The 12,994-nt window shown below is 61.5% G+C and carries 10 protein-coding genes; 7 read left to right on the top strand and 3 right to left on the bottom strand.

The genetic code is table 11. The annotated features are described in order from the left end of the window. Window positions 1–221: 221 nt before the first annotated feature. Entirely contained in the window at window positions 222–1,760 is a 1,539-nt protein-coding gene (locus tag AB4Y73_RS09010; protein WP_441871081.1) for an MDR family MFS transporter, read from the bottom strand. Between the two features lie 265 nt (window positions 1,761–2,025). Between AB4Y73_RS09010 and AB4Y73_RS09005 the strand changes: the two genes are divergently transcribed. From AB4Y73_RS09005 to AB4Y73_RS08980, 6 genes are all read left to right on the top strand, one after another. Then, window positions 2,026–3,234: a flavin reductase gene (locus AB4Y73_RS09005; RefSeq protein ID WP_441871080.1), complete on the top strand. Its 1,209-nt coding sequence runs from the start codon at window positions 2,026–2,028 to the stop codon at window positions 3,232–3,234. A gap of 131 nt (window positions 3,235–3,365) precedes the next feature. Then, entirely contained in the window at window positions 3,366–4,304 is a 939-nt protein-coding gene (locus tag AB4Y73_RS09000; RefSeq protein ID WP_441871079.1) for a LysR family transcriptional regulator, read from the top strand. 74 nt (window positions 4,305–4,378) lie between these two features. Beyond that, window positions 4,379–5,515, top strand: a complete 1,137-nt coding sequence (locus tag AB4Y73_RS08995; protein WP_441871078.1) for an LLM class flavin-dependent oxidoreductase — start codon at window positions 4,379–4,381, stop codon at window positions 5,513–5,515. Continuing rightward, complete coding sequence (locus tag AB4Y73_RS08990; RefSeq protein WP_441871077.1) at window positions 5,512–7,983, top strand: beta-glucosidase; 2,472 nt, start codon at window positions 5,512–5,514, stop codon at window positions 7,981–7,983. Before AB4Y73_RS08995 ends, AB4Y73_RS08990 begins: the two co-directional genes overlap by 4 nt. Then, window positions 7,980–8,627: a TetR/AcrR family transcriptional regulator gene (locus tag AB4Y73_RS08985; RefSeq protein ID WP_441871076.1), complete on the top strand. Its 648-nt coding sequence runs from the start codon at window positions 7,980–7,982 to the stop codon at window positions 8,625–8,627. Before AB4Y73_RS08990 ends, AB4Y73_RS08985 begins: the two co-directional genes overlap by 4 nt. A gap of 121 nt (window positions 8,628–8,748) precedes the next feature. Further along, complete coding sequence (locus tag AB4Y73_RS08980; protein WP_441871075.1) at window positions 8,749–9,072, top strand: hypothetical protein; 324 nt, start codon at window positions 8,749–8,751, stop codon at window positions 9,070–9,072. A gap of 88 nt (window positions 9,073–9,160) precedes the next feature. Here the strand turns inward: AB4Y73_RS08980 and AB4Y73_RS08975 are convergent, their stop codons facing one another. Both AB4Y73_RS08975 and AB4Y73_RS08970 read right to left on the bottom strand, forming a co-directional pair. Then, window positions 9,161–10,261, bottom strand: coding sequence for a Gfo/Idh/MocA family protein (locus AB4Y73_RS08975; protein ID WP_441871074.1), 1,101 nt, complete (start codon window positions 10,259–10,261; stop codon window positions 9,161–9,163). Window positions 10,262–10,748: 487 nt separating this feature from the next. Further along, window positions 10,749–10,934 (bottom strand): hypothetical protein, encoded by a 186-nt coding sequence (locus AB4Y73_RS08970; RefSeq protein WP_441871073.1) that lies wholly within the window; start codon window positions 10,932–10,934, stop codon window positions 10,749–10,751. 1,039 nt (window positions 10,935–11,973) lie between these two features. On the opposite strand from AB4Y73_RS08970, the gene AB4Y73_RS08965 reads away from it, so the two are divergent. Next, a complete protein-coding gene (locus AB4Y73_RS08965) occupies window positions 11,974–12,993 on the top strand; it encodes a VOC family protein (protein ID WP_441871072.1) in 1,020 nt (339 codons plus the stop codon). Window position 12,994: the final 1 nt, after the last annotated feature.

The following is a 12,994-nucleotide window of genomic DNA, read 5'->3' as shown; positions in this document are numbered from 1 at the left end:
CAGCAAAGTGAATGCACCTCATCCGGACTTCGAATAGATGCTGGCTATGAGCCGGCGCACGGGTGGCAGCCGCCTGTATTCCCTGCGGTCTGCGGTCACCACAGGCCGGCCCTGGATTGCGGGCCCGGTCTTCCCCTGCTGCTGGGAAGGCGCAGTCTCCCTGTGCCCAAAAGCGCCTTGCAGCCATCGTCCGAGGGCCCGTAGCTGGAAATTCCAGCCGGTTACTTTGTCGGGTCCGCCTCGGACAGCCGCTGCTCGGGCATAAAGACGGACAACAAAACGCCGACTCCGAAGATGCAGGCCAGGAGGGCGAAGACGGGAAGGAATGCGTTTGCGTAAATGACTGACACACCAGCCTGCAGTTCTGCCGGCAGGGCGGCGACTGTTACAGGATCAGTGATGGCTGTAACCGGGAGGTTGAGCTGGTTGGCCGAAGCGCCCTGGGCCAGTTGCGTGGCGAAAAGGCCGCCGAAAACAGCGGTGCCCACTGTCACCCCGAGTTCGCGCAGGTAGCCCAAGGATGCAGTCACTCCGCCCACCATCGACTGCGGCATGGCGTTTTGGGCAGCGACCACTGTCAGTTGCATAAAGCTGCCGACGGCCAGACCCAAAACTGCCAGCAGGACTCCTACGACCGCCAAAGGGGTGTCCGGATGCAGCAAACGGAGGCAGACGGCCACAGCGGCCGCCAGGGCCGAACCGGCGAGCGGGAATACCTTGTACCGGCCTGTGCGGGTAACGAGCAACCCGCTGAGGTTGCTCGATGCCATTAGGCCCAGCACCAAGGGAAGCAGGATGAGCCCTGCCGCCGAGGCCGACGTCGAGTAGACCATCTGGACGTAGCTGGGCAGGTATGCCACCACGCTGAAGAGTCCGGCACCGACGACGAGGCCCAAGCCTGCAGCATTTGCTACCGGCCAGCGCCGAAACATTCCCATCGGTATCAGTGGGTGTCTGGAACGCACTTCCACCAGCACAAAGAAAACAGCCGACACGGCTGTGACGGCTCCCAAAACGAGGAGCAGCACTGTCTGCGTGCCCGTTTCGGTTGATAGGGAAACAAGTGCCACCAACGAACATGTGAAGATGACCATCAGCACGGCGCCGGGCCAGTCGATGCCACCGCTGCCGCGGACCGTACGCAGGCGTCGCAGCGAGAACGCCATGGCCAGCGCCAGCAGGCCAACGGGAAGGTTGATCCAAAACACCCAACGCCAGCCCACGGTGTCGGTGATCGCACCGCCCACCAAAGGACTGACGACGGTGGCGATGCCAAAGACCGAACCGAGAGGTCCCAGGTACTTCGGTCTTTGCCTCGGCGGTACCAGGTCGGCGATGATGGCGGCGGGCAGCACGGCAAGCCCTGCCCCGCCAAGACCCTGGACAGCGCGGAAGATGGAGAGCTGGACCACGTCCTGGGCGAAACCGCACAGGATGGAGGCGCCCAGAAACACCACCAGCGCGACGATCATCATGGGTGCCCGGCCGAACCGGTCACCCAGCCGGCCGTAGACCGGCATGCCGATGGTCATGGCCAGGGTGTAGGCGGTGATGATCCATGCCATGTGGCTGGCCCCGTCGAGCTCCCCCACCACCGCGGGAAGTGCCGTGGCAACGATCGTGTGGTCCAGGGCGCCCAGCAGCACAATGATCAGCAACGCAGCATATGTTCGGCCGATGCGGACGGCCGGGGAGCCGGCGACGTTCTGTCCAGATCCCTTGGGAGCATCCTGGACGTGGGGAATATCAGTTTGGAACAAGTTTGAACGGCGCACCGCGACCTCGCTTAGGCAGAGCCGGAAGACCGGCTCGACACCGGCCAGGTGCGCGTCCGGGGGAACGTCCACCCCGCACGACGGGCCCTTTAAAGCCCCAGTGTCCCCATGACGCTACCACTGCGGAAACGCCCGGGGTCAACGTAAGGGGCATCGTAAATACCGATGAGCCGCATACCGCAGAACTATTTCCATCGAGCTCCGAAAACACCGTTTACTGGACAAAACTCAACGAAGAAGAGAGCTCCCGATGGCACAGATCATCCCTGCTTCCACTGATCAATCGCAGGAAACAAGTCCTGACAATGCGGCATGGTTCCGGTACGTCCTGGGCCAGTACCCCACAGGCGTCACGCTCATCACCGCAACCCCCGATGGTGGTGATGACCCGGTAGGAATGGTGGTGGGAACCTTTAGTTCGGTGTCCCTGGACCCCCCGCTGGTGTCCTTTATGCCCGATGTGCGTTCCACCAGTTGGCCCAAGATCCGCGCGGCCGGATCATTCTGCGCCAACATTCTGACTGCCGGTCAGCAGGATGTCTGCAGGGCGTTCTCCCGAAAGGCCGCAGACCGCTTTACCGCCAACAGTTGGGCAGACACCCCTTCGGGCAGCCCTCGACTGGACGGAGCCGCCGCCTGGGTGGACTGCGAGATTGTGGATGTAATCCGCGCCGGCGATCATGACATTGTGATCGGCCGGGTCAACGCCTTGGGCGTCGGCTCATCGAAGGAACTTCCACTGCTGTTTCTCCGCGGAGGCTACGGCTCCTTCAGCATTCCGTCGATTTTTTCCCCGGCCACCGCGCTCACCCGGCACGTAAAAGCTGCCGACGCCGCGCGTCCCGAGATCGAATCCCTCGCTCAGGAGCTCAGGCTCGAGGTCCTCGTCAGCGGCGTAGTGGATGATTCCGTGGTAGTGCTGACCGCGGCAGGTGTTGACAGCTCTCCGGGCGGTTCACCGTCCCGGGTCGGCGTGTCCTTTGGCCTCGCCGCCCCCCTGGCTCCCCTTCATGTTGCCTGGGCCGGAGAAGCCGCAGAAGCGCGCTGGATCGCCAACGCACGGGAAGTGGTCGGAGATATTGATCCGGATCTTGCCCACGCTGAACTTGCCAACGTCCGGCGGGCAGGTTACGCGGTTTCCGTGGACGTCGGGGCTGCCGCTGAGTTTGAACGGATGGTGCAGGTCCCCAGTGATACGGCCGCACCGGACCTCAGCGGAGTTCTTCCCAGGCTGCTTGCGCACATGGCCGCATCAGGCCCTCCTTCCATCGATGACCCGTCAGAAGTCACTTCGCTCCACGCGCCCGTCTTTGACCCGGAAGGACGTGTGGCAGTAACCCTGACTCTCAACGGCTTCTCGGGTTCCGAGACTGCACTATACATAGCTGATTGCCGGGACCGCCTGTTGACGGCCGCTCGCGCGATCACCAAGGAAATAGGAGGTCACTCCCCCACCTAGCCAGAGAACGCGGGCAAGCAGCATGTTGACCCCGACTGTGATCTGGCCCATAATTAGGATCAGTATTCTAATTCGTGTTCGGGTCGATGGCGCCTTCGGGAGTCTGCATCCGACGACTCTGGAGGCGACTCATGGTCAACTTGTTGACAGCCGATCTCAATTTGCTGGTGGCATTGGACGCCCTGCTTGCCGAGCGCAACGTGACAAGGGCAGGAGCCCGGATCGGGATCAGTCAGCCCGCCATGAGTTCTTCCCTGCAGCGGCTCCGCCGACAGTTCGACGACGATTTATTGACGCGGGTAGGTTCGGTTTACGAGCTGACTCCGCTGGGACAGGTCCTCAAAGATGACGTGGCGGATATCCTGCGCCTGGTGGAACGCACCTTCGACGCGCAGGCAGTTTTTGATCCGGCTTCCTCCACGAGGAGCTTCCGCGTGGTCACTTCCGACTACTGCCTGACGGTGCTCTCACAGACGATGATGTCCATGCTGCAGGAGGAAGCTCCCTCGGTGCAGGTTCACTTCGATGCGGTTACCCCGCCGGCGGTGGAGCGCATCAAGGACACGCTTCAGGCCTCGGATCTCATGCTCATCCCCAAGGGGCATTTCTCCGGCTTTCCGCACACCGAGCTGTTCACGGACAACTGGGTATGCGTCAGCGGAGCTGACTCGCCACAGCGGGATCTGACGATCGAAGAATTGAGGGCCGCACGCTGGGTACGGCTTTTCGGAGCCGAATCGGATTCAACGCTGGCGGACCGCAAGGTCAATGACCTTCAGCTCGGCGAACGGACAGACGTCATTGTCGACACGTTCGTCATGCTCCCCTTCGCCGTTGCCGGGACGGACAGGCTGGCCCTTGTACAGGAACGCCTGGCCCGCAAATTCGCCGATGTCGCAGGGGTCCGCATCATGCAGCTGCCGATCAACCTACCCACCCTCGTGGAGTGTGCCTGGTGGCACCCGTCCAAGTCCGCGGATCCGGGTCACCAGTGGTTCCGCCGCCTCGTCGCCAAGGCGGCAGCCCAGCTCGAACCAGATATTCAACGAACCCTTCTTCACGCCAATTGAACCGGAAATCCGCCGCTGCCATAACCGGACGTGGCCGAATCCGATTTCCGCACCAACCTATCCCAGGAGTTTTCATGCATTTTTCCCTGTTCCTCACTTCCCGTTCCCGCGGCCCGGAAGAAGACCGCCCGGTTATGGAGGCCATGGTCGAGCACGCCACAGATGCCGAGCAAAAAGGCTTCGACGCCGTCTTCCTCCCCGACCACCACTTCACCGGCTATGCACCACCGGCCAGTGATCCGTTCGTGTTCGCCGCATACCTTGCCGGCAGGCTGGAGCGGATGCACTTCGGTTTCTCGGTCCAGACCCTCGCCCTGCACCATCCGGTGCGGTTTGCAGAGCGGCTGGCCCTGCTGGACCAGCTGACTGACGGCAAACTCCTCGTGGGCGTGGGCAGCGGCACCACCCCGGAAGAGATGATTGGCTTCGGCGTCAAATACCAGGACAGTTCCCGCCTCGCCAACGAAAACCTCGAAATCGCTGAAAGGCTGTGGGCGAAAAAGCCGGGCGACGAGCCGGTCATCTTCGACAACGGCCACTACAGCGGCGCAGTGGTCTCACGGATCGTCCCGACGCCCTACACCAGGCCTGAACCACGGGTCATGTCGGTCGCCGCGCGACCCACCAGCGTGGAGCGGGCGGCCAAGAAGGCCCAGCCGGCTTTCATCCTCGGCTTCACCCCGCCAGTGATTGACAGCGGAAACGCTTATGAGCAGGTGAAAAAGAATTTCGCCACCTACCGCACCGCCCTGGAGGCCGCCGACCATTCAGACGAAACAGTTGCGGCAGCCCTGGAATGGACCACACACTCCTACCAGCACGTTCACATCGCCGAAACAGACGAGCAGGCAGCCGCCGAAATGGACATCATTTTGGAGCAGTACCAGGAAACCGTCGAACATGAGTACGCGGCTAACAAGGCTGCCGAAGCCATCAGTGGTGTGGATCTTCGCCCTACACCGGACGCGCGGACAGAGGGCTATAAAGGGACGTGGTGCCTTTACGGCAGCCCCGAAACAGTCGCAGCTGAACTGCAGAAATACGCGGACCTCGGCATCGGGAATGTGCTCATGGCCTTCATGGGCGGTCCACTGACTGAAGAGCGCCGCCGCTTCACGCGGCAATCCATGCAGTTGTTTTCTGAACGGGTCCTCCCCCTGATGGCAGCCGCGGGTGAAACCGCAGAAGCCGAAAAGGCGGCAGTACTGTGACGAAGGGCCCGGTAGCGGACGCTTCCACGGCCGGAGTTGAAGTCGGCAGTACCGAGTTTTCCGGGGCGGAGCTGACTGGAGGGCTCAATGGCTGGAGCACCACGGCGAGCCCGGACCTCGGGGTTGCGGAGATGGTTCTGCTCGACGGTCCCCTGGGAATCGTCAGCAAAGCCATGGACGAGCGGGACACCTCCCTTATGATGCCTTCCGGCACCGCACTCGGGGCCACCTGGAACCTCGACCTGGTAAGCGAGATTGGTGAGCTGATCGGACAACAGGGGCTGGAACGGGGCGTATCGGCGATCTTGGGACCGAACCTGAACCTGCCCCGCTCACCACTTACCGGGCGCGGCTTCGAGATGTTTTCTGAAGACCCCTACCTGACAGGTGTACTCGGTGCAGCCTGGGTTACCGGGCTGCAATCTCAGGGCGTTGGTTCCTGCACGAAGCACGTCGTTGCGAATGATACGGAGACGGAACGGCGGCGGATGAACTCCAAAGTCGACCCCGTGTCGCTGCGCGAAACCTACCTGCGCCCCTTCGAAGCCGCTGTCCGCCGGGCGAATCCATGGATGCTGATGATGGCATACAACCGGGTGAACGGAACGCACTGTTCCCAGCACGGAGAACTGATCGGCATCCTCAAGGACGAATGGAAGTACGACGGGGTCGTCGTGTCGGACTGGTACGGCGTGGACAGTACCGTAGCTGCCGCCCGCGCCGGGCTGGATCTGGAAATGCCGGGACCTGCAACGTTCCTCGGCACCCGTTTCGCTGATGCTGTTGCCGAAGGTACTGTCCCCGAATCACGGCTGCACGATGCGGTGAAACGCGTTACCCGTCTTGCCGAACGGACGGGACGGCGCACCGGTTGGCATGCCCCTGTCCCTGCCCGCCTCCGCACCCCAAGCGAGCAGCGGGACCTGCTGGCACGGGCCGCGGCTGAATCCTTCGTGCTCCTGGAGAACAGGGACGAGGTGCTTCCCCTGAACCCTTCAACGCTACGGACACTGGCCGTCGTGGGCCCGAATGCAACCAAACCCTGCTTCCAAGGCGGGACGTTTGCCACCGTCCGACCGGAAGGGGAGCTGGTGACACCACTGGAAGCCCTCCGTAGTGCCTTTGGTCCAGATGTTGAGGTTCTTTACGAACCTGGAACCAGAACCTCATCGCCGCAGCCGCTGACAGAAAGCGGATCCACCACCCCAGACGGCATACCAGGTGTCCTGTTGGAGATTCTTCCTCCCGCCTCGGCCGAAACCGAGGAAATTCTCTACAGTGAGGTCAGGCAGGCCTCTTCGTTCGTATGGTTTGGTCCTGTTCCCGGCCTCGGCGCCGGCGTCCCCGGCCGGGCCAGGATCACCGCCCGGCTTCGGCTGTCTGCTGCCGGGCGTTGGCAGCTGGGCGCCGGCGGTACCGGTTTGACATCCCTTCGCGTCGACGGGAAAGGGGTCCTGGACGTTCCACCGCCGGCCCCTGATGACGTGATGGGCGTCGTAGCCCGCGCCGAAACCCAACAGGTCGTCCTTGACCTGCCGGCCGGCGACATCGAGGTGGTCGTCGAAATGGCCTTCGAACCGGGCAGGGTCCAGGCCATCACCGCTGTTGCAGCTCCCGAAAGCACGCACGACCCTTTGGAAAAAGCCGTAGACCTGGCTGCAGGTGCTGATGCCGTTGTGGTGATCGTCGGGGACGAGCAGAGCTCGTCAAGGGAAAGCGCTGACCGGACGACCGCGGCACTTGAACCATCGGCCGACCGGCTGGTTGAAGCAGTGGCTAACGTCAATCCGGAGACTGTCGTGGTGGTGAACGCATCACGGGCGGTACTGCTCCCCTGGGCCGACAAAGTCAAAGCCCTGCTGATGGCCTGGTTCCCAGGCCAGGAATTCGGGCGGGCCCTTGCATCCGTACTCACCGGTAACGCGGCACCCTCGGGGAGGCTCCCTGTGACGTTCCCCCAACGGAACGAGGACATTCCTGGCTGGGGAACAAGCCTGGACGCTGACCTGACATTGGATTATTCCGCAGGCGAACCCATCGGGTACCGGCATTTCCAAGCATCCCGGCAGGCGCCTCGTTACCCCTTCGGCTACGGACTGGGATACTCCCGGTTCGAAGTGCTCCAAGCCGCCGTTACTGCCGCGGATCCCAGACTTGGTGGTCCTGAAGAGGGCGTCAGTGGAGTCGCGGCCCACGTAATGCTGAGCAACAGCGGTGACACCCCAGGCCGGGACGTGGTGCAAATCTACGGCAGGGCTGACGGAGAGCCGGAATCGCGGCTCATGGGATTCGCTGCCGTGCACCTCGAGCCCGGACAACAGCGGGAAGTCCAGATTGCAGTTGATCCATTCGGATTCCGCCGCTGGAACACCGCAGCCTCATCCTGGACCGTGCCCCACGGGGATTGGGAGCTGCGCGTCGCCCGCCATGCCGCTGATCCTGGCATCCTTTGTAGGATCAGGTTGTGACGCCAGCAGAAACCACGCATCGGGAGCCAAAGCAGGCCAGGAGCCGTCAATCGTTTGAGAAAACGATCGAGGCGGCCCTGGCCCTGCTCCAGGAATACGGCAGCGATGAATTTACCCTCGCCGATGTCAGCACCCGGGCAGGAGTTTCGATCGGTTCCATATACGCACGTTTCGAGGGCAAAGACGAACTGCTCCGGGTGGCTCACGGGCGGAAGATGGACGACATCGACGCCGTCACCCAGCATTTGTTCAAGTCATTGCCCCAAAATCCCGCGGCAGGCCTTCGCTCCGTTGCCCAGGAGGCCATAGAGCAGATCATCGAGGTTCTTTGCCGCTATGCAGACATCCTGCGGCCCTTCATGCTTCGTGCCTCCAACGACGAAACACTCTCCCAGCGCGGTCTCGCTTCCTATGCTGCACTTGCCGATCACTTCACCACTGTTCTGCGACAGTGGCCAGGAGAAGATCTGGAGCAGGCGGACATCGACTGGTGCTTCAACGTTGTCTACAGCGTCGTCGCCCGCCGGCTCGGTTTGGGCAGCACCGTCGAAGGCAGCGGCAACCTGCCCTGGTCAGAAATAGCAGCCAATCTGGCGGGTATGGTGGCCTCATACCTCCAAGCCTCCCTGCAACAATCCAACTGATCTCTTACTCGCCATCCATACCGTCGATACTGCCTATCAACAAACTCGCCTTCCGGCAGGTGCCGACTCTGGGCATAGTTGAACCAGCAAAGCATGGTACGAGTTCGTAGGAGATCAAGAGATGCAGGTACGGGTCAGTCCCGGGTCAGTAGCGTTGGACGAGCCGGATGACTGCAGCAGCTTCAAGCTGTTGTTGGCGAAGGAAGCCCGAGCAAACCTGCCCGCCCTCCTCCAGACTGCTTCGGCCGGAAAACTCGACCACGAGGACGTCCTCGTCTCAGTCGACTGGATCAGGAGTGAGTGCACCGGCCGCATCGGCATGGGCTGGAACTATCGCTTTGCCAACATGCTTGTGTACGCCGCCGGAAAGGGCTGGCTCAGTGATGACGGCACGCATGTACGGGCCCACATCGAGACAGACTCCGGGGAACCAGTGGATTCTTAGCCTAAGAGCGGTGGTGCGCAAACTACAGTGAAGCGCCGTATGCGGGGAGCGTGAATTCTCAGTTTGGTCTCTGCTGCTTATTGCTGGTTCACCTATAAGTTTTGATTTGACGACGAATTTTATCCAGAGTGTCAAAGATCCGTGCAGTCTCGTCCAGGCTGTGGAGAGCGTGTTCGCGTTTACCATCAAGGATTGCGGCAGTCACCTCGCGGAGCATAGGTACGTAGCCGTTACCCTCCCGCTTGGTCTGAACGGTCTCAGTCGTCTCACCCGTTTCGATGCTGAAACGGTGCACCATGAACTGTGATGCGAACCAGAACCCTGCGTCCATCGTGATCCAACCCGTAGTTCCCGACAGAGATGCTGACTGGTCCAGGAAGTTAACCATCGAACTGGCACCATGGGCGAAAGTTCCATTGCGATAGTTGAGCGTGAAGTTTGCACTCACATCAATCCCGTTTTCGCGCGTTACGCCGGCGGCCGTGATCGTTGAGGGGGCACCAAGGAACATGTGACTAAGGGTTACGGGGTAGATGCCTTGGTCCAGCAATGAGCTACCCCCGGGCTTCCAGCGGCTTGAGTCATCTTCAGGGAATGGCGCGCCGAAGGAAGCCCTAATACCGCGGACCTCGCCGATCGCTCCGCCATTTATGACTTCCTGAAGCCGGAGGTAGAGGGGATTGAATTTCATCCACATCGCCTCCATCAAAAAAACTCCCGATTTCGCGGCGATGGCGGCAAGTTCCCTGACCTCAGCCGCGTTCAATCCCATCGGTTTCTCGCATAAGACGTGGCGGCCCCGGGAGAGGGCCTCGCTGGCATACTCAAAATGGGTTACCTGTGGCGTCCCAATGTAAACAGCATCAATGTCAGAGTCGAGCATGCTGAGGTAGTCATCACCATGAGCGGGGATGCGGAAAGTCCGGGCAAATTTTTGGGCAGTCTCCGCATGGCGGCTGGAGACAGCGGCGATGGTTGCGTTGCTGACCAAGGAGAGGTCCGCGGCGACCTGCTGAGAAATCCCGCCCGTCCCGGCAATGCCCCACCGCAACCGTGTTTGCGAAGAAATAGGCCCCGGGCCCGATGAGACAGGCCTGGGAGCCGGACTTATGCCACCGACAGCAGCCAGGGGCAGTGTTCCCGTGCCGCTGCTGCCACAGCCGCTGGATGACCCTTCACCTTGGTGCATAAAAATGGCCCTTCTTCATTGACTTGAGATGCCCCGCAAGCGAGGTAGCCGGCCGACCAGCCTCCACCACACGGACGTGTGGAAAGGGCCTACGGAATGATGCCCTCGTCCATTGGCTACCGGTCCGTACCTTGAAGCCAGTCCCCCGGAAATCGTCCCGGATTTCGGAGCCGGGAGCTGTCACCACTACCTTCTCCGTTAGTACATCTCGCGCGGAAGACGAGTGTTCTTATGCACGGTATGCGTCGGATCTATACCCAAGAGTCGTCGTCACGGCGGCGCTGAAGTCAGGCAGCAGTTTCAGGCCATGTTCTTCATCCCCACAGGGTTGTCCCGGGACCGGTTACCGCCCGCCAGCCCGGGACAACGCGGGAGCAATGCGACGACCAACAGGTTCTGTAAAGCGTCCCGATGGGGAAAGCAGGTGTGGATCATTCCACCTTCCGGGCATAGAAGCGGTCCGTGGCGTGGCTCCTCGTCAAGGAGCTTAGCCTAGTGAATCGATCAGTTTCAGACCGTGCTGTGCCCACTCTATTTCCGTCTGCGCGCGGGCGATCAAGCCCTCATAAGTAAAGATCTTGTAAGCGGTAGTGCGCTGCCGGTCTGACTCCGGCGTCTTGGCGAGGCGCTTACTTAGCATCACATTGGTGCCGGTCCGCAATTCGTTGATCATGGCCGCCCACTGCTCCCGGCGGGTCCGGATCCTCGAGCTTGAGGGCACCGTAGACCACCGGGATGTCTTCTACAGCACTCGCGAGCAGACCGCCACTACGAAGATGGCCTGCTGCGTTTCCCGCGCCGTCACCTCAAAAACTCTCCTCACAAGCGATGCGCCCACCCCCGGTCCAGCGGTAGTGACCATAGCGGTTCCCTGACGCAAGGATGGCTCGATAGCAGGCCGTGCAGAGGCCTATGCTGCACCCATGCCTTCCCTTGCCGCCTTTGCCAGAGATCTCATCAGAGGGCCATCGTCGAATCGGGCTTGTTGAAGGCAAAACTTTGATCACGGCCAGAAAATGGTCACGGCAGGGCATCCCCATACAAGACGGCCCGGTCAACTCGTGCTGACCTTTCTTTGGAGAGAAGTCTGGTACTCAAACTGGCAGGACGAGGGTTACGTCGCCGGTGGGGACACCACGTATCGGATACGTGTGTCTCAGCACTTTCAGACCAGAACGGTCCCCTGCACGAGAGGCGGTTGGGCCAAATAACGATCTGGTGATCGAGAGCCTCGCGGCGTTTTCTGGCGGAGCGCGGACAAACTAGGTTTCGGTCCTGCTCGTCGGGAACCGGACCTTCCGCGAATCCTCGCCGAGGAACTTTACGGCTCCGCTGCAGTGGCCACCGTTGGAGTCGGGATAGGGCCCACACCCGGGTTCTGTTGGGAACGGACTCCCGGAACGGCGCCGCTGTACGAACGTGGTTGCGGACTGGGAAATCTCTCCGGACCAGGTTGCGACGAATAGAACGAGTTCTCCGCCGGTGTGCACAACCGGGCGATGAAGCGTGGATAGAGCCGGTTCCGGTTCCAAAATCTGAATCAACAATGAGGATCCTTGCATCTAAGTGCATCGCGAACGACTGCCTTTACCATCGACGGCGCGTATGGCCGCTATAGAAAAAATCGTCTTCCCCTGGTATCTCAGGTGCCGCACTGTGGTTACAGGACCTGCACCAAACCGACCGCAGCCAGTAACCAAAAGGACTTCACCGTGGAAACTCCCCTCTCCCATCTTGCCCACCTCGAGATCACCAGCCCGGACGTCGAAGCCTCGGCCCGGTTCTACGAGGAAAAGTTCGGCATGCGCATTATTGACCGCGTGGACGGCAACGTCTACCTGCGCTGCTGGGGCGACTACTACCGCTACAGCCTGGTGATCACCGAAGGCCCCGAAGCGTCCCTGGGTCGGATGGCGTGGCGCACCAACTCCCAGGCAGCCCTGGAGGCCGCGGCCCAGCGCGTCGAAGCAACCGGCGTCCAGGGCACCTGGACTCCAGGAGGCCACGGCTACGGCAAGGCCTACGAATTCACCGGCCCCTACGGCCACCACATGCGCCTCTTCTACGAGGTGGAAAAGTTCGTCGCTGAGCCCGGTTTCGAATCCACCTACCCGGACCGGCCCGAGCGCCGCAGCAGCCACGCCGCCGCCCCCCGCTTCCTTGACCACGTCACCGTAGCCTCCTCGGACGTCCGCGGCTTCGCCAAGTGGTACAACGAGGCCCTGGGCTTCCGCGTCATGGCCTTCACCGACCTGGACGAAGCACCCATCACCGTGTTCTCCGTCCTCACCACCAACGAAAAGTCGCACGACCTCGGCGTGGTCCTGGACACCTCCAAGCGCGCCGGCCGCGTCAACCACATCGCCTTCTGGGTAGATTCGCACGAGGATCTGCTCCGCACCGCGGATGTGCTCATGGAAAACGGCACTCCCATGGAATACGGCCCCTCCATCCACGGCATCGGCGAACAGAACTTCCTCTACTTCCGAGACCCCTCCGGCCTGCGCGTGGAGCTCAACTCCGGCGGCTACCGCAACTACGTCCCGGACTGGGAAGCCAACACCTGGCACCCGTCCGAAGGTTCCAACAACTTCTACAAGAACGGCGCCATGCCGCACTCCATGACCGAATCCTTCCCGCCGGCCGAAGGCTTCACCGCCACCGAGGAAGGCGCATCCCCCGAAATGAAGAAAGCCCTACTCAACCCCTACGCCAAGCAGGGTCGGGGCTAAG

The sequence above is a fragment of the Pseudarthrobacter sp. TAF60_1 genome, assembly GCF_052113505.1.
In the GTDB taxonomy this organism is placed as follows: Bacteria; Actinomycetota; Actinomycetes; order Actinomycetales; family Micrococcaceae; genus Arthrobacter.
Note: the sequence above shows the minus strand (reverse complement) of the source record. Positions and strands in the feature narration are given on the sequence as shown.

What these genes read in the sequence shown, in the direction of transcription:
- AB4Y73_RS09005 (WP_441871080.1), top strand. Translation starts at nt 2,026, where the DNA reads ATGGCACAGATCATCCCTGCTTCCACTGATCAATCGCAGGAAACAAGT.
- AB4Y73_RS09000 (WP_441871079.1), top strand. Translation starts at nt 3,366, where the DNA reads ATGGTCAACTTGTTGACAGCCGATCTCAATTTGCTGGTGGCATTGGAC.
- AB4Y73_RS08995 (WP_441871078.1), top strand. Translation starts at nt 4,379, where the DNA reads ATGCATTTTTCCCTGTTCCTCACTTCCCGTTCCCGCGGCCCGGAAGAA.
- AB4Y73_RS08980 (WP_441871075.1), top strand. Translation starts at nt 8,749, where the DNA reads ATGCAGGTACGGGTCAGTCCCGGGTCAGTAGCGTTGGACGAGCCGGAT.
- AB4Y73_RS08975 (WP_441871074.1), bottom strand. Translation starts at nt 10,261, where the DNA reads ATGCACCAAGGTGAAGGGTCATCCAGCGGCTGTGGCAGCAGCGGCACG.
- AB4Y73_RS08970 (WP_441871073.1), bottom strand. Translation starts at nt 10,934, where the DNA reads ATGATCAACGAATTGCGGACCGGCACCAATGTGATGCTAAGTAAGCGC.